At 70.6% G+C, this 24,118-nt stretch carries 20 protein-coding genes; 14 read left to right on the top strand and 6 right to left on the bottom strand.

Annotated elements, in window-relative coordinates; all coding sequences use genetic code 11:
- Positions 1 to 7 precede the first annotated feature (7 nt).
- From FSW06_RS07560 to FSW06_RS15055, 3 genes are all read left to right on the top strand, one after another.
- Positions 8 to 835: an NUDIX hydrolase gene (locus FSW06_RS07560; RefSeq protein WP_010121034.1), complete on the top strand. Its 828-nt coding sequence runs from the start codon at positions 8 to 10 to the stop codon at positions 833 to 835.
- Complete coding sequence (locus FSW06_RS07555) at positions 832 to 2,037, top strand: MarP family serine protease (protein WP_010121033.1); 1,206 nt, start codon at positions 832 to 834, stop codon at positions 2,035 to 2,037. Before FSW06_RS07560 ends, FSW06_RS07555 begins: the two co-directional genes overlap by 4 nt.
- A gap of 263 nt (positions 2,038 to 2,300) precedes the next feature.
- A complete protein-coding gene (locus FSW06_RS15055; RefSeq protein WP_420838747.1) occupies positions 2,301 to 4,325 on the top strand; it encodes an IS30 family transposase in 2,025 nt (674 codons plus the stop codon).
- Between the two features lie 86 nt (positions 4,326 to 4,411).
- Here the strand turns inward: FSW06_RS15055 and FSW06_RS07540 are convergent, their stop codons facing one another.
- The 3 genes from FSW06_RS07540 to FSW06_RS07530 all read right to left on the bottom strand — a co-directional run bounded on the left by FSW06_RS07540 (position 4,412) and on the right by FSW06_RS07530 (position 6,872).
- Positions 4,412 to 5,320 carry an alpha/beta fold hydrolase gene (locus tag FSW06_RS07540; protein ID WP_010121026.1) on the bottom strand — a complete coding sequence of 303 codons (909 nt, stop codon included), beginning with the start codon at positions 5,318 to 5,320 and terminating at the stop codon, positions 4,412 to 4,414.
- Positions 5,321 to 5,333: 13 nt separating this feature from the next.
- On the bottom strand, positions 5,334 to 5,849 hold the full coding sequence (locus FSW06_RS07535; protein WP_010121024.1) for a phage holin family protein: 516 nt from the start codon (positions 5,847 to 5,849) through the stop codon (positions 5,334 to 5,336).
- 159 nt (positions 5,850 to 6,008) lie between these two features.
- On the bottom strand, positions 6,009 to 6,872 hold the full coding sequence (locus tag FSW06_RS07530) for an HAD family hydrolase (RefSeq protein WP_010121022.1): 864 nt from the start codon (positions 6,870 to 6,872) through the stop codon (positions 6,009 to 6,011).
- Between the two features lie 377 nt (positions 6,873 to 7,249).
- Between FSW06_RS07530 and FSW06_RS07525 the strand changes: the two genes are divergently transcribed.
- From FSW06_RS07525 to FSW06_RS07500, 6 genes are all read left to right on the top strand, one after another.
- Positions 7,250 to 8,473 (top strand): CpaE-like family protein, encoded by a 1,224-nt coding sequence (locus FSW06_RS07525; RefSeq protein ID WP_010121021.1) that lies wholly within the window; start codon positions 7,250 to 7,252, stop codon positions 8,471 to 8,473.
- Complete coding sequence (locus FSW06_RS07520) at positions 8,470 to 9,597, top strand: TadA family conjugal transfer-associated ATPase (RefSeq protein WP_040430360.1); 1,128 nt, start codon at positions 8,470 to 8,472, stop codon at positions 9,595 to 9,597. Before FSW06_RS07525 ends, FSW06_RS07520 begins: the two co-directional genes overlap by 4 nt.
- Complete coding sequence (locus FSW06_RS07515; protein ID WP_146881324.1) at positions 9,591 to 10,727, top strand: type II secretion system F family protein; 1,137 nt, start codon at positions 9,591 to 9,593, stop codon at positions 10,725 to 10,727. The genes FSW06_RS07520 and FSW06_RS07515 overlap by 7 nt, the downstream gene beginning before the upstream one ends.
- A gap of 366 nt (positions 10,728 to 11,093) precedes the next feature.
- On the top strand, positions 11,094 to 11,228 hold the full coding sequence (locus FSW06_RS07510; RefSeq protein ID WP_139024503.1) for a DUF4244 domain-containing protein: 135 nt from the start codon (positions 11,094 to 11,096) through the stop codon (positions 11,226 to 11,228).
- 10 nt (positions 11,229 to 11,238) lie between these two features.
- Positions 11,239 to 11,640 (top strand): hypothetical protein, encoded by a 402-nt coding sequence (locus FSW06_RS14505; RefSeq protein WP_010121004.1) that lies wholly within the window; start codon positions 11,239 to 11,241, stop codon positions 11,638 to 11,640.
- A complete protein-coding gene (locus FSW06_RS07500) occupies positions 11,637 to 12,017 on the top strand; it encodes an Rv3654c family TadE-like protein (RefSeq protein WP_010121003.1) in 381 nt (126 codons plus the stop codon). The genes FSW06_RS14505 and FSW06_RS07500 overlap by 4 nt, the downstream gene beginning before the upstream one ends.
- A 68-nt stretch (positions 12,018 to 12,085) precedes the next feature.
- Here FSW06_RS07500 and FSW06_RS07495 read toward each other — a convergent pair whose 3' ends face one another.
- Positions 12,086 to 14,431 (bottom strand): DEAD/DEAH box helicase, encoded by a 2,346-nt coding sequence (locus FSW06_RS07495; protein WP_010121001.1) that lies wholly within the window; start codon positions 14,429 to 14,431, stop codon positions 12,086 to 12,088.
- 259 nt (positions 14,432 to 14,690) lie between these two features.
- Here FSW06_RS07495 and FSW06_RS07490 point away from each other — a divergent pair, with 259 nt between their 5' ends.
- The gene (locus FSW06_RS07490) at positions 14,691 to 14,894 is read left to right on the top strand and encodes a cold-shock protein (RefSeq protein ID WP_010120999.1); all 204 of its coding nucleotides are present in this window, start codon (positions 14,691 to 14,693) and stop codon (positions 14,892 to 14,894) included.
- Positions 14,895 to 15,042: 148 nt separating this feature from the next.
- Here the strand turns inward: FSW06_RS07490 and FSW06_RS07485 are convergent, their stop codons facing one another.
- Complete coding sequence (locus FSW06_RS07485) at positions 15,043 to 15,480, bottom strand: winged helix-turn-helix transcriptional regulator (RefSeq protein ID WP_010120997.1); 438 nt, start codon at positions 15,478 to 15,480, stop codon at positions 15,043 to 15,045.
- A gap of 110 nt (positions 15,481 to 15,590) precedes the next feature.
- Between FSW06_RS07485 and FSW06_RS07480 the strand changes: the two genes are divergently transcribed.
- The 3 genes from FSW06_RS07480 (at position 15,591) to FSW06_RS07470 (ending at position 21,050) form a co-directional block, all read left to right on the top strand.
- Positions 15,591 to 16,232: an NAD(P)-dependent oxidoreductase gene (locus FSW06_RS07480; protein WP_010120995.1), complete on the top strand. Its 642-nt coding sequence runs from the start codon at positions 15,591 to 15,593 to the stop codon at positions 16,230 to 16,232.
- 132 nt (positions 16,233 to 16,364) lie between these two features.
- Positions 16,365 to 19,385, top strand: a complete 3,021-nt coding sequence (topA, locus tag FSW06_RS07475; protein ID WP_029449676.1) for a type I DNA topoisomerase — start codon at positions 16,365 to 16,367, stop codon at positions 19,383 to 19,385.
- A 246-nt stretch (positions 19,386 to 19,631) separates the two neighbouring features.
- On the top strand, positions 19,632 to 21,050 hold the full coding sequence (locus tag FSW06_RS07470; RefSeq protein WP_238525970.1) for an Nramp family divalent metal transporter: 1,419 nt from the start codon (positions 19,632 to 19,634) through the stop codon (positions 21,048 to 21,050).
- A 2-nt stretch (positions 21,051 to 21,052) separates the two neighbouring features.
- On the opposite strand, the gene FSW06_RS07465 is transcribed toward FSW06_RS07470, so the two are convergent.
- Positions 21,053 to 22,582, bottom strand: a complete 1,530-nt coding sequence (locus tag FSW06_RS07465) for an adenylate/guanylate cyclase domain-containing protein (RefSeq protein ID WP_010120989.1) — start codon at positions 22,580 to 22,582, stop codon at positions 21,053 to 21,055.
- A gap of 61 nt (positions 22,583 to 22,643) precedes the next feature.
- Here FSW06_RS07465 and FSW06_RS07460 point away from each other — a divergent pair, with 61 nt between their 5' ends.
- On the top strand, positions 22,644 to 24,038 hold the full coding sequence (locus FSW06_RS07460) for a DNA polymerase III subunit delta' (protein ID WP_010120987.1): 1,395 nt from the start codon (positions 22,644 to 22,646) through the stop codon (positions 24,036 to 24,038).
- Positions 24,039 to 24,118 lie beyond the last annotated feature (80 nt).

Genomic DNA, 24,118 nt, shown 5'->3' with positions numbered 1-24,118 from the left:
GGCTCCCATGACTTTCTCCCTCGACGCCTGGCTGGACGCGGGCAGGTCCCAGCCGGACCTGCCGTCCGGCCTGCCCACCTGGATCGACCCGCTGACCGCCGCGTCGCGCGACGCCTCGCGGGTGCTGTCGGATCCGTCGCGCCATGTTCCGGCGAACGGTCCCGACGGCACACCGCCCCGGCCGTCAGCGGTGCTCATGCTGCTCGCCGACGGGTCAGACGGGGCCGACGGGTCAACCGGCGCCGATGACGGTTCCCCGTCGGCCGGTGCCGGAGATCCGTCGCTGCTGCTGACCCACCGCAATCCGTCGCTGCGGTCCCACTCCGGACAGATCGCCTTCCCGGGCGGGCACCGGGAGCCCACGGACCCGTCGCCGGTGGCCACGGCGCTGCGGGAGGCGACCGAGGAGACGGGGCTGCGTCCGGACGGCGTGGACCCGCTGGCGGTGCTCGAACCGCTGTACATCGACCGGACGAACCACGCGGTCGTCCCGGTGCTGGGCTGGTGGCGCTCACCGAGTGCGGTCAGCCCCGCCACCGACGAGAACGACTGGGTGCGCAGTGTGCCGGTCCGCGACCTCGCGGACCCCGCCGTGCGGACCCGGGTCGGTTTCGGCGGTTGGGAGGGCCCGGCGTTCGACGTCGACGGCTACCTGCTGTGGGGGTTCACCGGCGGTCTGGTGGACGCCCTGCTCCGGTTCGGCGGCTGGGAGCGCCCCTGGTGGGACGCCGACCGGGAGCCGGAGAACCTCTTCGCGGCCCTGGAGCGGTCCCGCAACGGGGAGACCATGACCCCGGCTGACATGCGGGGTATCGGAGTGGAGGAGACGCCGTGACCGGAACCACCGTCGATATCGTCATCCTCATCCTTGCCCTCCTGGCCATGCTCTCGGGATGGCGGCAGGGCGGGTTCTCCGCGGTCCTGTCCCTGGCCGGGGTGCTCGGCGGCGGCTATCTGGGCCTGGAATTCCTGCCGACGGTGCTCGACCACGTCGACGGGGACGCCGCCCGGCTGCTCGCCGCGGTCGGCGTCGTCGCCGGTGCGGTGATCATCGGCTACACGCTGGGATCGGTGATCGGCGTCCGGTTGCGTGACCGGATCCGGACCCGGTCGCTGATGCGGGTCGAGTCCGGTGTCGGGGCGCTCGCCCAGGTCATCACCACCCTGGTTGTGCTGTGGCTGGTGGTGGTGCCGGTGGCCTCGAACAGTTCCGGTGACTTCGGGAAGGCGGTGCGGGCCTCGTCGGTCCTCGGCGGGGTGAGCACCGTCGCGCCGGGGTGGCTGGAGGCGCTGCCGCAGCGCACCGCGACCCTCTTCAACGACTCGGGATTCCCGGTCGTCACCGACCCGTTCGACAAGGTCCCGGTCGCCGAGGTCGGCGAACCCGACGGGACGCTGGCCGGCGGGTCCGCGGTCGCCTCCACCCGCGATTCGGTGGTGCGGGTCGTCGGCCAGGCGTCCCAGTGCAGCCGCATCCTGCAGGGCAGCGGATTCCTCGTCACCCCGGACACGGTGATGACGAACGCGCATGTCGTCGCGGGCACCGACACGGTCGGCCTGGCGACGGTCAACGGGGAGTCCGACGCACAGGTCGTCTACTACAACCCCAGTGAGGACATCGCGCTGCTGCGCGTCAGCGACGATCTGGGTCTGACCCCGCTGGAGTGGGCCGACGAGGTCGGGGAGCCGAACCAGGACGCCATCGTCATGGGCTACCCGATGGGTGGTCCGTTCAAGGCCCAGCCTGCGCGGGTCCGTGACATGTTCACGGTCTCGGGACCGGACATCTACGCCGACGCACGGGTGGACCGGGAGGCCTACACGCTGCGGGGCACCGTGGTGCAGGGCAACTCGGGCGGGCCGGTGGTGGACGCCGACGGGCACGTCCTCGGACTCGTCTTCGGTGCCGCCGTCGGCGACTCGGAGACCGGGTACGCGCTGACCAAGCAGGAGGTGCTTGACCACGTGGGGGAGGCCGGCACCTACGACGACCGCTACCGGGACCCGGCCGACACGCAGCAGTGCGTGGTGGGCTGACTGCAGTTCCCGGGGAGGTCGGTGGAACGAACCGACAGGTCGACATCCAGGACCGCAGGTCGACGGAACGAACCCACAGGTCGAAAAATCCGACCTGGAGCGGCACCCTTGGGTTCCAGTGGTCGTTGCAACACCCCTGACATGTTCAGGAGTGAACAGGGCCCACACCGAACCCCTCGCACCGGCCCACCGCCGGACCGCGATCCACCCCCGCGCAGAGACTCCTCGCCTTCACCGCCTTCACCCCCGCCGAGCGCGAGTTGATGATCACCGAGCACGCCGCCGGCTCCACCGTCCGACAGATATCCACGGCACTGGGCCGCCCGGCTACCACGGTCAACGACTGGTTGACCCGGCACGGGCTCCACACCCCACGGCGCCGCCCCAACCACCTTGTCCGGCAACTCGCACTGATCCTGGTCAGCGCGGGTATGACCCAGGCTGACGTCGCCGCACTGATCAACGTGACCCGTCAGACCGTCTGCGGTTGGGCCAACCGGTTCCCGACCCCCGCCCGGCCGGAGGATGCCTACGACGAGGCGACCATCAGTTTCTACCGGGCACTGCTGTCCGGGGCGACCCCGGCGACAGCGGCGGCCAGTACCGGCAGGCCACTGTCGCAACTGGATCCCGACGGGGTGTACTCATCAGATGTGAACACCGCCGTGGCCGACCAGATCACCGTCGACACCCCGAAACGGGTTCGGCGCCAACACGCCGCTGATCAGCGTCAGCGTGATGCCGGACGGGCCGGCCGCAGACAGCTCCGGCGTAAACCCGGCGCCGCACTGCGCCCGGTCGCACCGAGTCCCGCACCGAGTCCCGCGCCGGTTGCTGCACCGGCAGTCCGGGCCCGGAAGAACCCGCCTGCCGGCGGCCCCGTGGAGTCTGAGGCGGCATCGGCGACACCGGCGGCACCGGTGCGTCGACCATCTGCCCGCAGGGACCGCAAACTGGGCCGCGCCACCGACACCACCGACGCCACCGACGCCACCGACGCCACCGACGCCGTGGACCGGAAAGCCGGGTTCACCGCCGACAGTGCCGATCGTGGTGCCCACCGGGGGAACCGTGCCCGGCACAGTCCCACGGCCAAACCCACCCGCCGACGTGGTCGGCACAGTGGCCGGCACAGTATCCCCGCCCCGATGGTCTTTGACACCCCGGCACCCGATCCCCGGATGCCACCGGCCGCCCCGGTCCACCACCGTGACCCTGACCGGGTGATATCCGACCGGTACCTGACCGCGGCAGAACGGGACACCATCGCGGTGATGCTGCGTGAGGGAGCGACGAAGGCGGCGATCGCCCGGAAGCTGGGCAGGCACCGGTCCACGATCAGCCGGGAACTCGCCCGCAACAGTGATCCTGCTGATCCTGCTGATCCTGCTGATCCTGCCGATCCCGGCGACACCGGCAGTACCGGCGGGGCCGGTGACCTGGTGTACAACCCGTTCACCGCGACCCGGCATGCCGCAGCCCGCCGGGCCCGACCGAGGTTGTCGAAGGTGTACGCCGACCCGATGCTGCGGGCGCTGATCACCCAACGACTGGAGCACTGGTCACCCGAGCAGATCGCCCACCGGTTACGGTTGGACTTCCCCGAGCATCCGGAGTGGCATGTGTGTACTGAGACGATTTACCAGGCGTTGTACGTCTACCCGAAGGGCAGCCTGCGCAGTGAGGTGAAAAAGGCCCTGCGTACCGGTCGGACAACCCGTAAACCCAGGGAGTCAGCGGTGAGGATCCCCCGCGACCATGACCGGGTCAGCATCGCCGAGCGGCCCGCTGAGATCGAGGACCGGGCGGTACCCGGTGACTGGGAAGGGGATCTGATCTGTGGGGCGTACAACAAGTCCGCGATCGGCACGCTGGTCGACCGTAAGACCCGGTACGTGATGCTGCTGCACCTGCCCGGTGCCCATGATGCACTCAGTGTCCGCGACGCGATGATCGAACGGTTCACCGGCATGCCCGCCCAGATGGGGTTGTCGGTGACCTGGGACCAGGGGTCGGAGATGTCGTTGCACAGGGAGATCAGTGTGGCCGCGGATCTGGACGTGTACTTCTGTGATCCGCATTCCCCGTGGCAGCGGGGCACCAACGAGAACACCAACGGGTTGCTGCGGCAGTACTTCCCGAAGTCCACGGACCTGTCGGTCCATGGGCGTGACCGGTTGCGGGAGGTGGAGATGCTGATGAACAACCGGCCGCGGAAGGCACTGAACTGGGCTACCCCCGCTGAGGCGATGTGGGCGGAACTGGACGGTATCCTCGGTGAGGCTTAAGCAGATCCGCTACCCGTGAGGGTGTTGCGTCGATCGCTAGAATCCGCCACCTGGGTTCGTTCCACCGACTTCCCCGGGAAGTACGGCTAGCCGGCGGCGGGCGGGAAGTTCCGGATGACGTCGGCGACGGCCGGGGCGTCCTCGATGTGGGGGAAGTGGCCGACGCCGTAGAGGACGACCGTGTCGGAGCCGTCGGCACCGCGACGCACCGACCGTCGGGCGATGCGGCGGTCGTAGGCGGGATCCATCGACCCGTCGACACCGACCGCCCGGGCGAGAGTGTGGGGCGGGAAGCTGCTGTTGAAGCGGAAACCCTCCGGCCGGAACCGGCTGCGCACGGTCCAGCGCCGGTACTCGCAGGACAGGTGGGCGACCTTGTCGACCTGCATCGCCTCCCGGCGCAGTTCCGCCTCGGTGGCGAACTGCTCGGTATCCCGGAAGCCCGGGGCGACCTGGGCACGGAAGTCCTTCACCACGGCGGCGGAGTTGTTCTTCCGCAGCCGCCGTTCCGGCAGCCGGGGCAGCTGCGCGAACAGTGACGGGCGCAGCCTGGTCCACTGGGAGAACGGGTGCAGCAGCATGGTGCGTGCCAGCACCACCGGATGCCCGGACGACAGGGTGACCAGACCGCGGACGCGGCCCGGCTCGTGTGCGGCCATCGTCCAGCCGATCATCCCGCCTTCGCCGTGGCCGACGACGAGGGCGTCGGTGTGGCCGAGGGCGCGGATCATGCCGGACATGTCGGACGCCGCCGTGGTGAGGTCGTAGCCGCGCGGGGTCTTGTCGGATTTGCCGTAGCCGCGCAGGTCCACGGCGGCAAGGCGCAGATCCTCGCCCTCGAAGGCGGTGAGCAGCTCGTCCCAGTCGAACCAGCCGCCGCCGAAGCCGTGGATGAGCAGGACGAGCGGGGCGGTGCGGGGACCCTGCACGGCGGCATGCAGACGAATGCCCCGGGTGTGCACGAAAAGGTGCTCCGGGGCAGTGGTCTCGGTCATCGCGTCACCGGAACTAGGTGTACAGGCCGTTGTCCGGGCCGGCGGAGGCGCCGGAGCCGGGCACGACCTGCTTGAGGTCGGAGACCGACTGGATCGTCGCCGCGGGCTTCTTCACACCCTTGATGAACTTGATGCCGACGAGTGCGAGCGCTGCGACGAGGACGAACATGATGAGGAAGACGACGAGGAAGGCGACCCAGCGGGGCATCCAGTTGTCGAGCAGCTCAGCGAGGAAGAAGAAAAAGAAGAATGAGCTGTAGGCGAGGATGACGCCGGCGCCGCCGAACAGTCCGGTGGCGATACCCGCCTTCTTCGCGGACCCCGAGATCTCGGTCTTGGCGAGCTCGACCTCGGACCGGATGAGGGTGGAGACCTGGTCGGTGGCGTCCTTGACGAGGTCACCGATACCGGCCTTCTTCCGTCCCTCGGCGGTGTCCGCACCCGTCAACGGAATCGACGACACTTCCGGGTGGAAGGTCGACGGGTCGGTGAACAGGCCGTGGTCCTGGCTGTTGTCCTTGTCGCTCACTGCGCATGCTCCTGTGTCGTGAATCCGTGGCGGGGTAGAGGTTACACGCCGCTGTTCGTGTCACCATTGTGCCAGAGGGTTTCTGCCGCCGTGCGGGAAGTCAGTCCTTTGTTTCCGTTGCCGATGCAGACGTCGGTGCTGCCGTTCCTTCCGGCGCCGTCAGTCTCTGCCGCGGTGGCGGACCAGCAGCCCGGTGGCGAGCGCGGCGAGGACGGCGAGGCCGGCGGACGCCCCGGCGATGACCCCGCTGCGCTCCGGGCGGTGGAACAACGGTTCCCGGCGCCGGAACTCGAGGACCGGCCAGTGTCGTGCCTCGGCGGTCCGCCGCAGCTGCTTGTCCGGGTTGACCGCGGTCGGGTGGCCGACGGCTTCGAGCAGCGGCAGGTCGGTGGCCGAGTCGGAGTAGGCGTAGCTGGCGGTGAGCAGGTACCCGTGCCGGGACGCCAGCCGCCGCAGTCCGCCGACCTTCGCGGTCCCCTTCGCGAAGAACAGGACCTCGCCGGTGTACGTGCCGTCCTCGGCGACGCCGAGTTCGGTGGCGATGAGGTGGTCGGCGCCGAGTTCCTCGGCGATCGGGGTGACCATCTCGCGGGGGGACGCCGTGATGATGGCGATACGGTGGCCGAGGGCACGGTGCCGGTCGATGAGTTCGCGGGCCTCGGCGTAGACGACGGGGATGATCACCTCGGACAGGGCTTCGTCGGCGACCCGGGCGAGGTCGGCGGCGCGGCGTCCCTTCACCATCTCGACGAGTGTGTCGCGGGTGGCGTCCATGGACTCGTCGTCGTGCCCGGTGAACATGTAGCTCGCCAGCATGGCGAGCATGCGGAGCATCTCGCCGGTGGAGATGAGGCCGCGGTCGGCCAGGGGTTTGCGGTAGGCCATCGTCGCGGAGGTGTCGATGACCGTCTTGTCGAGGTCGAAGACGGCGAGCACGCTCGACGGCGCGGCCCCGGGGTCGGTGGCGACGTCGGGACCGGGAGCGGTGCCGACGTCGGTGGTCGGGCCCTGGCTGGAGGTCACGTCCCCACCATACGACGGCACAGCACCGTGCGTTACTCCCGGGACGTATGGGGCGGTCGGGATTTATGTGACTGGTGGGACGGAGTTGTCCACAGGAGGGCGGTCGTCCGCGGCGTCCGGGACGTAAATCCGACGGACGTTGTCCACAGAACCGGGCCGTCCGGTGTCCCGTGCTTTACGGACGCCGGGTGTGCTGGCACGCTGCGGGGACATGACGTCGGGACCGGCGTCCGGGGAGAGGGGAAGACATGACGCACACAGCACAGACAGCACCGGCACAGTCGGCTCAGACCGTGCAGACCACCGGGATGATACAGACCGTCCTGACGAGATTGAGAGGTCCGCGACCGGATGCGGACGCGGCGCCGGTGGCGGGAATGACAGCGGGGACGACCCGGCGCGCCGCCACCGTCGTGGAGGTCCTCACCGATCCCGGTCTGGTCGACGAGGTCGCGATGGTCGTCGCCGCGACCGGGCGCCGGTTACTGCGCGGACTCCACTCCGGTACCGAGGGTGCCGCCGGTGCCGTCGGTGCCGTGGGTTCTGCCGGTGCTGCCGGTACCGGGGCGATCTCCGGTGAGGATGCGAGGTTCGCCGCACGGGTGGCCGCCGGGGAACCCGGCCGGGCCGTGGTCCTCATCAGCGACGCGGACGCCGAGCGGTGCCGTGCCCTGTGCCGGGCACTGGAACAGGAGGGGACCGCGGTGCGGCTGCTGCGGGTGGGATCGGGGACCGGCGGAGGGGACAGTACCGGGGACAGCGCCGGAGGCACGGTGCTGCAGCTTCCGGAGCAGGCCGCCGACCTCGCCGAGACACTCGGCCGGGAAGACCACCCCACCGTCACCGTCCACGGTGCGGTGGGGGGAGCAGGGACGAGCGTCTTCGCCGCGGCGCTGGCGGGAGTCGCCGCGGACCCGGCGGCGGGCGGCTGCGGCACCGCCCTGCTCATCGACGCGGACCCGGACACCGGCGGTGCGGTCGGCCTGCCCGCGGTACTGGGGATGGACCGGATCGACGGACACCGGTGGGACGGTGCCGGAGACGGGGCGCTGACGGGGACGGAGCTGCTGCGTCGGCTCCCCCACGCCGGCGAGGTGGCCGTGCTCAACCGCGACCGGCAGGGACTTCCTGCCCCGACGGCCGGCCTGGTGCCGTGCCCGGTGGTGGTGGACGCCGGACGCGTGGCCCCACCGGCCCTGATGACCGGGACCACCGGGACCACCGGGACCACCGGGTCTTCCGTGGCTTCCGGGTCTACCGGGTCTGCCCTCCCCGGGACCCTCTGGCGCGTCCTCGTCCTCCCGGCGAGCGTCCCCGGGGCGGTCGCCGCCGCCGCAGCGCTCGGCCGGGACCCGGCCCTGTACACCGTCCTGCGCGGGATACCTGACGGCCAGCTCAGCCGGGACCACGCCGCCACCCTCCTCGGTCGGGCACCGGACATCTGGTGGGAACACGACCCGTTCCTCGCCGGTGAAGTGGACACCGGCGAGTTCGCCCCGTCCCGCGCCGGGACCGCCACCACCGCCGCTGCGGAGCTGTGGGAACACCTGACCGGCCGGACAACGCGTCCGACCGGACCGCTGACGAGGTGGACGGCATGACGGGGCTGACAGGACTCGCCGCCACGGTGCGGGAAGGCCTCGTCGACCGGGGCGTCCTGCAACCGACCCCCGCCGACATCGCCGCGGTGCTCCATGACCGGGGCGATCACTCAGGTGTCGCCGACATGGTCGAGTCGGTCCGGGACCTCAGCCGGGAGTTCTCCGGCCTCGGTGATCTCGCGGTCCCGTTGGCGGATCCGACGGTCACCGACGTCCTCGTCAACGGGCCCGGACCCGTCTGGATCGACCGGGGACGGGGCCTGGAGACCACCGGGCTGCGGATGCGCGACGCACACCGCTGCCGCGACCTCGCCGTCCGCCTCGCCACCGCCTGCGGGGTCCGTCTCGACGATGCCCGGCCGTTCGCCGACGGGGTGCTCACCGACCTCCCGCCCGGCGTCGCGGCCCGGGCGGTCCGCGTCCACGCGGTCCTCGACCCGCCCGCCGGCACCGGGACCGGTGGGGCATGCATCAGCCTGCGCGCCCTCTCTGCGTCCCACCGCAGTCTGCGGTCCCTGCAGACCGCCGGCCTGTTCGACGCCGACACCGCCGCGCAACTGCGCGATCTCGTGGCCCGGCGGCAGTCGTTCCTCGTCACCGGCGGGACCGGGGCGGGCAAGACCACCCTGCTCGCCGCACTGCTCGCCGAGGTTCCCGCCGACCAGCGGATACTCCTGGTCGAGGACACTCCCGAACTGTTTCCCGACCACCCGCACGTCGTGGGCCTGCGCACCAGGGAGGCCACCGGGGACGGCGCGGGGACCGTCGACATGCGGACGCTGGTGCGGCAGGCGCTGCGGATGCGGCCCGACCGGATCGTCGTCGGCGAGATCCGCGGTGCGGAGATCGCCGAACTGCTGCTCGCCTTCAACACCGGGCACGCCGGCAGTGCCGGAACCGTCCACGCCAACCGGCCGGACGCCGTCCCCGGCCGGCTGACCGCACTCGGTGCCCTCGCCGGCATCCCCGACGCAGCGGTCGCCCGGCAGGTCGTCGACGGTGTGGACGTCGTCCTGCACGTCGACCGGTCCGGTGGACGCCGCCGGCTCACCGGCATCGGGCGATTCGTGCTCCGCCGCGGCGAACTCACCGTGGAACCGGTCACCGGTGGTGTGCCGTGCTGACCTTCACCGCACTGACCTGTGCCCTCGCCGTCGTGGCGTTCACGGCGCGCCGGGTGACGGGCCGGATCCGCGAGCTGGCGGAGGTCCGCGCCGCAGCCCGGGCACTCCGGGTGTTCACCGACGCGGTCGGCCGGGACCTGTCGGTCGGGGCCCGTCCGGTGGAGGCCGCCGGGCACGGTGTCGCCGCCCTGGCAGAGGCCCCTGAAGGGGAAGGGAGGACCGGTGGCGCGGTCGTCGACCGGCTCCGGTTCCGGGTCGGGCTCGTCCGGCTCGGCGCGGACCCCGCCGCCACCGACAGGGGCCACAGGGCTGACGGGGCCGATGCGCCGGATGTCACGGACCAGTGGTTCCGGCTCTGGGCCGTCGCCGACCGGCACGGCCTGGCACTCGGACGGCTCAGCGACCGGATGATCGAGGACCTCGACGCCCGGCTGACCCACCTGGGACACACCTCCAGCGCGCTGGCCGGCGCCCGGCTCACCGAGACCATCCTGCTTCTCCTCCCCGTCGGCGCACTCGGTCTCGGCCAGTCGATGGGCCTGTCACCGTTCGGGTTCCTCACCGGTAATCCACTCGGCGTCCTCCTGCTGCTCGTCGGGGTGGTCCTCGCCTGCGCCGGGGTGCTGTGGGCCGAGTCGCTGACCGTCACCGTGCTCGGCGGGGTGGGCCGGCGTGCCGGGCCGGCGGGACTGGCGGCGGCGCGGGTCCTCGACACCTTCGCGGAGTCGCTCGTCGCCGGACTGCCGGTCGCGGACGCCTGGGCGGCCGCCACGGAGACCGGCGACCGTGACCGCGACAGGGGCGGTGACGGGGACGGCGACAGGGACCTCGCCAGAGTGGCGGCCCTGCTCTCCCTGGGGGCCGGGCCGGCGGCCTGGGAGCCGCTGCGCCGCGACCCGGCGTACGGGCCGGTGGCCCGGCAGGCCGCCGGGCAGACCCGTAGCGGTGCCCGGCTCGCCGGCGGCGTCCGGGCGCAGGCCGCCCGACTGCGGCGCGAGGCCGCCGACCGGTCCCTCGCCGCCTCCGAACGGGTGCTGGTCGTCGTGGCCGCACCCCTGACCCTCTGTTTTCTTCCGGCGTTCATCCTGGTCGGGCTCGTACCGCTGGTGGTGGGCTTCGCCGGAATCTGACTGGACAACATCACGGAAGGAACCGACATGACAACGACACTGGAAACGGGACAGGAAATGACGCAGGAAATGCCACAGCGAATGAGGCAGGAAATGACGCAGGAAGCGGCACCGGGAACGAAGACGCGCCTGACCGGCGACCGGACCGGCCCGACCACCGGGCCGGAGGTGACGTCCCCCTGCGCCGCCGGGGTCGACCCGGATCCCTTCGGCGACTGGGACGGGGAGGACGACACCGGAGACGATGACTGGGACGACAGGGACGACGGGGACGACTGGGGTGATCCGCTTCCCGCCGCCCAACTCGACGGGGACGTCGACATCCCTGACGAGACTGACGAGGCTGACGAGCCGGGCGACGCAGGGATGTCAACTATCGAGTACGCCCTTGGTTGCGTCGCCGCCGCCGCGTTGGGGGCGCTGCTCTACATGGTCGTCACCTCGGACACGGTGGAGAGCGCCCTCACCGCCATCTTCGAGCGCGCCCTCAACGAGAAGTAGGCGCAGCGCCGTGGTCGACGACAGCACCGGGCACAGTACCGGGCACGATGCCGGCTACGTCACCGTCGAGGCGGCGATCGTCGCCACGGCGTTGACCGCGGTTGTCGGGATCATCGTCGCCGGCATCGTCACCGTCGTGACCTACCTCGGGGCCGTCGACCTCGCGCGGGACGCCGCCCGCGCCGCCGCCCTCGACCCCGCCGCGGCGGACGCGGCGGCACGGCAGGTCGTCGCCGCAGCCGATGCCGACGCCGGGGTGACCGTCACCGGTGGCGGGGCGGCGGCCCCGGGGAGCGCGGGGACGGTGCAGACCCTCACCGTGGAGGTCACCCGACCGGGGCGACTGTTCGACATCTCCGCCGGCGCCGTCATCGTCGTCGAGCCGTCGACGTCGACGGGGGAGGCGTCATGACCACGCCGTACAGGGCACGCGACGAGGGGTCGGCCACCGTCACCGGTGTCGCCGTGACCCTCGGCCTCGTCGCCCTGGCCACCGCCTTCGGTTACGGGGCGACCGGGCTGGTCCAGCAGCACCGGGCAACGGCCGCCGCCGACCTCACCGCCCTGTCCGCCGCCACCGTGCTGCTCACCGACGGTGCCGGACCGGCATGTGCGACCGCGGTGACGGTGGCGGCGGACAACTACGGTGCGACGGTCACCGACTGCCGGACCGTCGTCGCCGGCGGTCCGGAGGCCCCGGACGCACCGGCATCATCACAGGGCGAGGAGGGGATCACCGTGACGGTCACGGTCGGTGACCGGCAGGCGACCGCCGCTGCCGGACCGTGACACGGGCCCGTGGCATCCGACCGTGACGCCGCACCGTGACGCCCGGCCCGGCACCGCCGGGTGCGGCGTCACCCCGCCTGTGCCGCCATGTCCGCCAGGGCCCGCAGCAGTACCGCCGCCCCCTGCTTGAACAGCGGATCATTGCCGTTGCCGCACTTCGGCGACTGCACACATGACGGGCAGCCCGACTCACACCCGCACGCCTCCACGGCGTCCGCGGTCATCCGCATCCACTCGGCGAACCGGCGCGCCCCGGCCTCGGCGAACCCCGCGCCCCCGGCGTAACCGTCGTAGACGAAGACGGTCGGCAGGCCGGTGTCCGGGTGCAGCACCGTCGAGACCCCGCCGATGTCCCACCGGTCGCACGTCGCCAACAGCGGCAGCATGCCGATCGCCGCATGCTCGGCGGCGTGCAGCGCGCCGGGCCACAGCGGCTCCTCCAGTCCCAGGTCGAACAGCACCCCGGGATCCACGGAGTAGGCGGCCGCCCGGGTCGTCAACCGTTGGGCGGGCACATCCAGCGGCACGGTCTCGAGGACCTCACCGTCGGTGGTGCGCCGCTGGTAGCCGGTGACCTGGTGGGAGACCTCTACGTCGACGTCGGCGAGCCACACCCCCGAGGGGGCGGACGCCGTGCCGCCGATCCCGCGGGTCCCGCGGACCCCCAGGATCCGGATGTCGGTGGTCTCCTGCGCGCGGGTGAACCACTCCGGCGACTCGGGGTGGACGGCGGCCACCGACCCGTCGAGATCGAGCTGGTCGACGACGTAGGACTCACCCTGGTGGACGTAGACGGCACCGTCGTGGACCTCGCCGACGGCGCGGGCGGCATCGACCGAGCCGAGGACCTGCCCGGACGTCCGGTCGACGATGAGCACCTGGTCGCCGGAGCCGCCACGGATGTTCACCCGGCCGTGGACGGTGGCGGCCGCCCCGACATCACAGAAGATGCCGCGCGGCCGACGCCGCAGCAGCCCCTGGTCCAGCAGCCGGGCGACGACCGGGGTGGCGTCCAGGTCGCCGCCGAAGGCGGTCACCTCCGCGTCGGTCAGCGGGGATTCCGCCGCCGCGCACAGCACGTGGTCGGCGAGGATGTAGGGGTTGACCGGGTCGAACACACTGGCCTCGACCGGGCGGTCGAGCAGTGCGGCGGGGTGGTGCACCAGGTAGGTGTCCAGCGGATTGTCGCCGGCGACGAGGACGACGAGACAGCCCTGGCCGCGGCGCCCGGCCCGCCCGGCCTGCTGCCGGAAACTTGCGACGGTCCCGGGGAATCCGCAGCTCACCACCGCGTCGAGTCCGCCGACGTCGATGCCGAGCTCCAGTGCGCTGGTCGCGGCCATGCCCAGCAGGTCCCCGTCGTCGAGCCGGTGTTCCAGCTCCCGACGGGCCTCCGGGGTGTAGCCGGCGCGGTAGGCGGCGATCCGCCGGGCGTCGCCGGGGCGGCCGAGCAGTGACAGGTCCTCGGCGGCGGCGAGCGCGGTGATCTCCGCGCCGCGACGGGAGCGGACGAACGCCAGCGTGCGGGCGCCTTCGGCGATGAGGCGTGCCATGATCCCGGCCGACTCGGTCGTCGCGGCACGGCGGACCGGGGCACCGTGCTCGCCGGTCTTCTCCGGCAGGAAGTCCGGTTCCCACAGGGCGATGGTGCGCTCACCCTGCGGGGATCCGTCCCGGGTGACCGCGAGCGGTTCCCGGCCGGTGAGTCGGCGGGCGTGGCCGGCGGGGTCGGCGGTCGTCGCACTGGCGAGGATGACGGTCGGGTGCGCGCCGGCGCGGGCGGCCAGTCGCAGCAGCCGACGCAGCACCAGGGACACGTGGGCCCCGAACACACCGCGGTAGACGTGGCATTCGTCGATGACGAGATAGCGCAGGGTGCGCAGCAGCCGGGACCAGCGCTCGGACTGTCCGAGGACCGAGGCGTGCACCATGTCGGGGTTGGAGACGACGATGCGCGCCCGGTCCCGGATGGTGCGGCGGGCCTCGGGGGCGGTGTCGCCGTCGTAGGTGGCGACCATGACGTCATGCAGGCCGGGCACCGCCGCGCACAGTCGGGCGAGGGCGCCGCGCTGGTCCTGGGCGAGGGCCTTGGTGGGGGAGAGATACAGGCAGGACGCCGTCCCGTCGGCCGCCAGTGTCGACAGCACCGGCAGCTGGTAGCCGAGGGATTTTCCGGAGGCCGTGCCGGTCGCGACGACGACGTCCCGGCCGTCGTGGGCGGCCTGAGCGGTGGCGACCTGGTGGGACCAGGGCCGGTCGATGCCGGCGTCCTCGAGGTGTCGTCGCAGGTCAGGGTCGACCCAGTCGGGCCAGTCGACCGGTTCGGACGGCCGGGCGGCCTCGGTGCGCACGTGGGTGAGGACCGGGTCGCCGGCGTGCAGGCAGTCCAGCAGTTGTGCCCCGTATCCACTCATGGGGATCAGTGTAAGGGGGGTCGGGAACGGTGACATGTGGTGCTCCGGCGGGAAACGTGGAACACTGGACCCCGGTCGCAGTTTCTGTGCGTCGCTTTGCTCTCTGGTCAACCGGTCGTACGGCAGTCAGTAGGTGAAACGTTCGCGGAATTGTTTGCATGCGAACGGACCAGCCGATCCGGCTTGTCTCAGCATCGGCCCGGCGTTCCCGTGAAGAGTTGGCGGGGCGCCGATCACCGAGAAGTTAGAAGGAAAGAACATGGCACAGGGAACCGTCAAGTGGTTCAACGCCGAAAAGGGCTACGGCTTCATCGCCCCGAACGACGGTGGCGCTGACGTCTTCGTCCACTACTCCGAGATCCAGGGCAACGGCTTCCGTACCCTCGAGGAGAACCAGCAGGTCGAGTTCGAGATCGGCGAGGGTGCCAAGGGTCCGCAGGCCCAGCAGGTCACCGCGCTGTAGTCTCCGACTGCACAGGCGTTGAGGCGCCGTACCCCTTAACGGGGGTACGGCGCCTCTTTGCGTGCGGGGTGTCCGTCGACAGGGTGGCCCGGCAGGGAAAACCCACCCTGTCGACGCGCACCCGGCGGGGTCCGGGCCGGTTCACGGGTCAGACGGCGGGGTGCACCTGGTGCGCCGCCACCTCGGACATGTGCGCCACGGTCCAGTCGAACAGTTCGTGGACCGGCAGGAGGGCGGAGCGGCCGAGGGCGCTGAGCTCGTAAACCACCCGCGGCGGGATCTCCGGGTAGGCGGTGCGGGTGAGCAGACCGTCGTCGACGAGCGTGGCGAGGCGGCCCGACAGCACCTTCTCGGAGATGCCGTCGACGTGTCCGCGCAGGTCGCGGTAGCGCAGGGGGCCGGCCTCGAGCGACAGGAGGATGAGCATGTTCCAGCGGTCGCCGAGGGTGGTGAACAGGCGGCGGCTGGGGCAGTCGGCGGCGGCGGGGTTCCAGCCGGCGCCGGTGACGTTCCCGCCGTCGGTCCCGGCGGTGGTGGCACCGGACTCGGTGGGGTGGTCGGCGGGGTGTGGTGCGGTGGTGCTCATGACCACCAGGCTAACACTTTTCCACCGCTACTATACAAAGGAAAGTATAGGGGTTACAGTGGTTCTGTACCCGAGAAAGACTTCCGAGAACAGCACCTGAGGAGCACCACATGAGCACCATCACCGTCTACGGCGCCACCGGCATGGTCGGCAGCGAGATCGTCACCGAGGCCGTCGCCCGCGGCTACCAGGTCACCGGCGTGACCCACGGCAACCCCGACCACGTGAAGAACCCGGTCGCGGGCGTCTCCTACGTCACCGGGGACATCACGGACACCGGTGACGTCGTCGAGAAGGCCAAGGGCACCGACATCATCGTCTTCTCCGTCCCCGGCGCCCGCGACGGCAGCTCCGTCCAGCCGATCATCGACGCCCACGCCCGCATCGTCGCGGCCTTCGCCGGTGCCGGTGTCACCGCACGCATCTTCATCGTCGGCGGGGCCGGCGCCACCCAGACCCCGGACGGCACCCTGCTCAAGGACACGCCCGACTTCCCCGCCGCCTACAAGCCCGAGGCCGAGAGCTTCGCACAGATCCTCGACCTCTGGCGCGGCTCGGCGAAGAGCCTCGACTGGACCATGCTCGCACCGTCGCCGGAGATCGCCCCGGGTGCGGCCACGGCGTCCTATGCGCTCGGTGACGATGTCGCCGCCGGCGGCTTCGTGACCGCCGGCACCTTCGCCAAGGCCGCGCTCGACGAGCTGGACACCCCGGCACACCGCCGGGCCCGCTTCATCGTGTCCAACGCCTGATAACCGCCCACCGATCCCCGGATATATATAAGGACCGGTGCGACACCCCCGGCAGACCCCACCTGAGATCATGCTGTCCGGTGCGCCGTGTATGGTCGCACCACGACACTGAAAGAAAGGTGGGCGAACCGGATGGCGACAGAGTCGGCGGCAGCGGGAACACACGGTGGCGGGAAAAAACTGGTGATCGTGGAGTCCGCCACGAAGGCCAAGAAGATCCAGAAGTACCTCGGCGACGGCTACATCGTCGAGGCCTCGGTCGGTCACATCCGTGACCTCCCGCGCGGTGCGGCGGACGTTCCCGCGAAGTACAAGAAGGAGCGGTGGGCCCGTCTCGGCGTGAACGTCGACGACGACTTCCAGCCGCTCTACGTCGTCAGCCCGGACAAGAAGAAGAAGGTCGCCGACCTCAAGGCCAAGCTCAAGCAGGCCGACGAACTCTACCTGGCCACCGACCCCGACCGTGAGGGGGAGGCCATCGCCTGGCACCTCCTCCAGGTCCTCAAGCCCAAGGTGCCGGTCCGCCGCATGGTCTTCCACGAGATCACCCCGGAGGCGATCCGGGAGGCCGCGGCGAACACCCGTGAACTGGACCTCGACCTCGTCGACGCACAGGAGACCCGTCGCGTCCTCGACCGGCTCTACGGCTACGAGGTCTCCCCGGTGCTGTGGAAGAAGGTCATGCCGCGGCTGTCCGCCGGCCGTGTGCAGTCCGTCGCCACCCGCGTCATCGTCGAGCGGGAGCGCGAGCGGATGGCCTTCGTCGCCGCGGACTACTGGGACCTCACCGCGACGCTGGCCACCGGTGCACCCGCGGACGCCGACAGCACCGACCCCGCATCCTTCGAGGCGACCCTTGTCGCGGTCGACGGGGCGCGCGTCGCCCAGGGCAGGGACTTCGGCGACGACGGGAAACTGAAGTCCGGCAAGGCCCAGAAGAACGTCACGGTGCTCGACAAGGCCCGTGCCGAGGCCCTGTCCGACGGGCTGACCGGCAAGGTCCTGGCGGTCTCCGACGTCGAGGAGAAGCCGTACACGCGGCGTCCCTACGCGCCGTTCATGACCTCCACCCTGCAGCAGGAGGCCGGCCGGAAACTGCACTTCACCTCGGAGCGCACGATGCGTATCGCGCAGCGGCTCTACGAGAACGGGCACATCACCTACATGCGTACCGACTCGACCACGCTGTCGGCGTCCGGTATCGACGCGGCCCGCCGCCAGGCGAAGGAGCTCTACGGCGCCGCCTATGTCGCCGATTCGCCGCGCCAGTACACCCGCAAGGTCAAGAACAGTCAGGAGGCACACGAGGCCATCCGCCCCGCCGGCGAGTCCTTCATGACCCCCGGCGCCCTGGCCGGCCGGCTGGACGCCGAGGAGTTCCGCCTCTACGAACTGATCTGGCAGCGCACCGTCGCCTCCCAGATGTCGGACGCCCGCGGCACCTCCATGAAGGTCACGGTCTCCGGCACCGCCACCGGCGGTGAGGACGTCGACTTCCAGGCGACCGGCCGCACCATCACCTTCCCCGGCTTCCTCAAGGCGTACGTGGAGACCACCCGCACGGCGTCCGGCCGGGACGTCGCCGACAACGCGGAGAAGGCGCTGCCGGTGCTCACCACCGGTGACACGCTGGACGCCGAGAAGATCACCGCGGACGGGCACACCACCCACCCGCCGGCCCGCTACACCGAGGCTTCGCTGGTCAAGGCGATGGAGGAGATGGGCATCGGACGCCCGTCGACCTACGCCTCGATCATCAAGACCATCCAGGACCGCGGCTATGTCGTCCCCCGCGGGTCGGCGCTGGTGCCGAGCTGGACCGCGTTCGCGGTCGTCGGCCTGCTCGAGCAGAACTTCGGCTCGCTGGTCGACTACGACTTCACCTCGTCGATGGAGGACGAGCTCGACGAGATCGCCCGTGGCGAGGAGAACCGCTCCCACTGGCTCAAGGGCTTCTACTTCGGCGACGACCACGCCTCCGACGCGACCGCGGAAACCGTGGCACGTCTCGGTGGCCTGCAGCACCTGGTCGGCGACAACCTCGAACAGATCGACGCCCGCAAGGTGAACTCGATCAAGCTGTACGACGATGACGACGGCGTGCCGGTGTACGTGCGCGTCGGGCGGTACGGTGCCTACCTCGAGCGCGTGAAGCCGGTGCCGGCGGGCGCCCCCGAGGGGACGGAACCGGAGGTGCAGCGCGCCAACCTGCCGGAGTCCATGACCCCGGACGAGCTGACGCGGGACGCCGCCGAAAAGCTCTTCGCCACGCCGCAGGGTGGCCGTGAACTCGGGGTGAACCCGGCGAACGGGCGGATGATCGTCGCGAAGGAGGGGCGTTACGGCCCCTATGTCACCGAGAAGGTGAAGGACGACGAGGAGGCGCGGGTCACCGCCGAGGCGGAGAAGACCGTCGATGCGGAGCGGGACGCCGAGGACGCCGCGCGGGCGGCCGAAGGCAAGAAGCCGCTGAGCCGGGAGACGAAGACCGCGGCGAACAAGAAGGCCAAGCGGATCAAGGAGATCCTCGAGGAGACGCTGAAGCCGAAGACCGCATCCCTGCTGTCCTCGATGGATCCGGCGACGGTCACTCTCGAGGACGCCCTCAAGCTCATGTCGCTGCCCCGGGTGGTCGGGGTGGACCCGAGCGACGGGGAGACGATCACCGCGCAGAACGGCCGGTTCGGGCCGTACCTGAAGAAGGCCTCCGATTCGCGGTCGCTGGCCAGTGAGGACCAGATCTTCACGGTCACGCTCGACGAGGCACGGCGGATCTACGCCGAGCCGAAGCGTCGGGGCCGGGCCGCGGCGAAGCCGCCGCTGAAGCAGCTCGGTGACAACGACGTCTCGGGTAAACCGATGACGGTGAAGGAGGGCCGGTTCGGCCCGTACGTCACCGACGGGACGACGAATGCCTCGCTGCGCCGCGGTGATTCCCCGGAGACGATGACCGACGCCCGTGGCAACGAGCTGCTCAGTGAGCGCCGTGCCAAGGAGGCGGCGAACGGCGGCGCCCCGGCGAAGTCGACCCGCAAGCGGACCACGAAGAAGGCCGCCGCGAAGAAGACGACGGCGAAGAAGACCGCGAAGAAGACAACCAAGAAGACGACGAAGAAGTCGACCGCCAAGAAGTCCACGGCGAACAAGAGCTGACCGCCGCGGTCGGGTCCGGTGGTCGCCACCGGGTCCACCGGGTCCACCGGGTCCACCTGAACTGCTCCCCGGGGTTGCGCATGACGCGACCCCGGGGAGTTGTTGTGTCCGGGAACATTTCGCTATGTTATGCCGCATGGCATAACGGAAAATCGCACTGATACCAGGCCGTCGGGCTGTGACGGCACGATACGGCCGGGTCGCGCAGTTGCTGCGCGGTTTCAAGCGTCCTACACTGAAGTTCAAATGATTGAACTTCGCGGCAATGAGGAGCGAACAGTGATGACGACGCCGGAGCCGGTGCCTGTGACAGATGAGGGCACGGCCGGGGGAGAGGCGACGGCGACCGTGGCACCCGCACCGACAACGAAAACGACAACGACAAGGGCAACGGGCGGGGCGTCCGGCGGAGGCGACGTCGTCCGCCGCAAACCCCGGCTCATCGGGCTGCTCGGCCCCGCCTTCGTCGCCGCCATCGCCTATGTCGACCCCGGCAACGTCGCCGCGAACCTCTCCGCCGGCGCCGAGTACGGCTACCTGCTCCTCTGGGTCCTCGTCCTCGCGAACGTCATGGCGATGGTCGTCCAGTACCTCTCCGCCAAACTCGGCCTCGTCACCCGGCGCAGCCTCACCGCCACCATCCACGACCGCATCGAAGGATCGGACCGCCTCGGCGGGGCACGGCGTACGGTCCGGCTGCTCTACTGGGGACAGGCCGAGATCGTCACCGCCGCCACCGACATCGCCGAGGTCATCGGCGGTGCCGTCGCCCTGAACCTGCTGTTCGGCACACCGCTGGTCCTCGGCGGTGTGATCGTGGGCATCGTCTCCATCGGCCTGCTGCTCCTGCAGGGACAGCGCACCCAGCGCAGCTTCGAGGCCGTCATCGTCGCCTTCCTCGTCGTCATCACCGTCGGCTTCCTCTCCGGCCTCTTCGTCACCGGCCTGACCGTCAACGAGATGGTCGAGGGCATCGTCCCCCGGTTCCAGGGCACCCACACCGTCATCCTCGCCGCCTCGATGCTCGGCGCGACGGTCATGCCGCACGCCGTCTACCTGCACTCCGGTCTGGTCCGCGACCGCAACTTCACCCCCGGTAACGACGCCGGCATGCGCCACCACCTCACCGCCACCCGCTGGGACGTCGGCGCCGCACTGGTGCTCGCCGGGACCGTCAACATCGCCATGCTCTGCCTCGCCGCCGAAGCACTGCGCGGTGTGGAGGGCACGGACTCCATCGAAGGCGCCCACGCCGCCGTCCAGAACGCTCTCGGCCCGGTCATCGGCGGCCTGTTCGCCGTCGGCCTGCTCGCCTCCGGCCTCGCCTCGACCTCGGTGGGCTGCTACGCCGGCGACATGGTGATGCGTGACCTGCTGAAGGTCCACATCCCGATCCTGCTGCGCCGGTTCATCACCATCCTCCCGGCGCTGGCGATCCTCGCCCTCGGCGTGGAACCGACCTGGGCACTGGTGCTCAGCCAGGTGGTGCTGAGCCTGGGCATCCCCTTCGCCCTCATCCCGCTGGTGCGGTTGACGTCGCTGCCGCAGGTGATGGGCAAGTGGGTCAACGCCCGGGCCCTCACCGTCATCGGCTGGGTGTTCTGTGCGATCATCGTCGTGCTGAACATCGTGCTCGTCTACCTGACCGTCACCGGCCAGGCCTGATCTCAGGCCCGCTCGGCGAGCGTCGGACGCACCGGCCGGGCCAGCTGGGTCATCTCCCGGCGGCCCCGCAGCTCCACCGACTTCATCATCGTCCAACGCGCCTGCTCGGGTTCGTTGGCCTGCCGCACCGTCGCCGCGGAGGTCAGCACCCGGCCCGGCGTGTCCTTGGCGAGTTCGGTGAGACGGGCGGCCGAGTTCACGGCGTCCCCGATGACGGTGTACTCGAACCGGTCCTTCGCACCGATGTGTCCGGCGACGACATTGCCCACCGAGACGCCGATCCCCGCGGGCAGTTCCTGACCGTCGAGCTCCTGTTTGAGCTCGCGGGCCGCGGCGAGACAGTGCCCGGCGATGTCGTCGAGGGGGAGCGGGGCACCGAAGACCGCGAGGGCGGCGTCCCCCTCGAATTTGTTGATGATGCCCCGGTTGCGGTGGACCACGTCGACGACGACGTCGAAGAAGGTGTTCAACGCCTTGACCACCTCCTGCGGCGAGCGGGAGACCGCGAACCCGGTCGACCCGATGACGTCGACGAAGATGACCCCCACCTGGCGGTTCTCCCCGCCGAGCTCGGGCTTCTTCTCCAGGGCGCGGCGCGCGACCTCGTCACCGACATAGCGGCCGAACAGTTCCCGGACCTGCTCGCGCTCCTGCAGACCGTTGATCATCTCGTTGAAACCGGACTGCAGGACGCCGACCTCGGTCGCATCGTAGATGCGCACCCGGGCGCGGGTGTCGCCGCGGCGGACCCGGTTCATCGCGTGCTGAAGTTCCCGGATGGGGTCGACGATCGTCATCGTCAGCAGCCGGGTGCCGGAGAATCCGGTGAACAGGGCAGTGAGGCTGAGGGCGAACACGCCGGGGAGGATCTCGGTGGCGTTGCCGCCGAAGAAGTCCGTCGCCTGCGCGGTGACCATGAGCACGATGCCGATGACCGGCACGGCCGAGGTCATCACCCACACCACGGTGATCTGCCGGGACAGCGGCGAAATGTTCTCCGGCATCGAGGAGGAGCGTTTCAGCGCCGTGGCGGAGACCGGCCGGATGAGCCGCTCGGCGGCCATGTACGTCATCAGCACCACGAGTGCGCCGCCGAGGACGGCGGTCACCGCGACGGTCAGCGCCCATTTACTGGAGACCTGGACGGCGGCGACGACGGTGAAGATGACGACACCCACCGCCCACAGTGCCCCGCCGAGGGCGGCCTGCAGCGCGGGGATGCGCAGCACGAGGCGGCGTGCCATGTTCGCGTCGTAGAAATCGGGGGCCCGCTGCCAGCGCAGCACCGGGGAGAAGACGTAGAGCGTCAGCGACACACCGACGACGATGGCGACGATGAAGTAGCCCAGGTAGAGCGACAGTGACAGGCCGTTGACCGACAGCAGTTCCCGGGCGCCGGCCAGCGGCACGAGGAAGCGCAGGAAGGTCGCGACCGCCACCGCGCCGATAACGTTGACGGCCAGCACCACGATCGCGTAGACGGGCCAGGAGGTGCTCCACGCCCACCGCAGGTATCTGGCCAGTTGTCCCATGGGCTACAGCCTATCCAAGCGGGTGCGCGGGTGTCCCCGGGTCCCACTAGAATCGGGCACCGTGACTTCCTCTGCAGCCTCCCCGGTCGATTCCCCGGCAGATTCATCCGTCGCCGCCGCCGGTGTCTCCCCGGTCTTCGATGCCGCCGGGCTCAGCCCCCATGTCAGCGGGCCGTTGGTCGCGGCGGTGCAGTCGGCCCGGCGCCGTGTCGCCGGGGGACGCACCGCCGGCGACGCCGGGCGCGGCGGCGAGGACGCGGCGATGACCCACTCCTGGCTGTTCACCGGCCCGCCAGGGTCGGGGCGGTCGGTGGCGGCGAAGGCCTTCGCCACCGCACTGGTCTGCGAGAACCCGAATGTACCGGGCTGCGGGGAGTGCGCCCAGTGCCGGTCGGCTGCCGCCCACACCCACCCCGACATCAGCTGGGTCCGCACCGACGGGGTGAGCATCCCCGTCGACGAGATCCGCACCATCATCCGGTCGAGCGCGGACATGCCGACCGTCGCCCCGTGGCGGATCGTCGTCATCGAGGACGCCGACCGGCTCGGCGATTCAGGGGCGAACGCCCTGCTCAAGAGCGTGGAGGAACCGCCGGACCACACCGTGTTCATCCTGTGTGCGCCGAGCACCGATCCGGAGGACATCGCGGTGACGATCCGCTCCCGGTGCCGTCACCTCTACATCCCCACCCCGTCGCGCCCCGAGGTGGAGGCGGTGCTCCGGCAGGACGCCGCACTGGGGCTCACGGCGGAACAGGCACACTGGGCGGCCGAGGTCTCCGGCGGGCACATCGGCAGGGCTCGCCGACTGGCGGTGGACGAGGTGGCCCGGACGAAGCGGGCCACCGCGTTGAAGCTGCCCGGGTTGATCTACCAGTCTTCGGCGGCGTACCGCTTCACGGCGGAACTGGTGAAGACGGCGACCGAGGAGGCGGCGTCCTCCGTGGCGGAGCGGGAGGAACGCGAGCGCGCCGACCTGGAGAGTTCGCTGGGCATCGGTGCGAAGGGCCGTGGTGCGGCGAAGGCGCAGATCGGTGCGGCGGGCCGGATCAAGGAGCTGGAGAAGGAGCAGAAGAACCGGCGGACCCGGCTACTGCGCGATTCGCTGGATCTGGCGCTCATCGACATCGCCGGGCTGTACCGGGACGCGATGATGCTCGCGGTCGGGGCGTCCGGCGGGGCGTCCGACGGGGCGGGGTCAGCTGAGTCGGCCGGGCAGGCGGGGTCGGCAGGATCGTCAGGACAGTCGGAGTCGCCGGTGCCGGTCGGTGGTTTCGTGCACCCGGACATGCGGAAGATCGCCGCGGAACTGGCCCGCCGGAATTCGCCGGCGGCCCTGGTGCGGTGTATCGATGCGGTCTCGACGTGCCGGGAGACCCTCGGATACAACGTGAAGCCGGAGGTGGCGCTCAATGCCATGGTCGGTCGGCTCATGGAGTGCTGCGGGCAGGTGTGACCCCGGTGGGCTCCGGTTCACGTCCGGCGGGCCGTGGCCCGGTCGATCGGTGGGGTCAGCCGACTGGCGGGGTCAGGCGG

It is taken from the genome of Corynebacterium nuruki S6-4, assembly GCF_007970465.1.
Taxonomy (GTDB): domain Bacteria; phylum Actinomycetota; class Actinomycetes; order Mycobacteriales; family Mycobacteriaceae; genus Corynebacterium; species Corynebacterium nuruki.
Note: the sequence above shows the minus strand (reverse complement) of the source record. Positions and strands in the feature narration are given on the sequence as shown.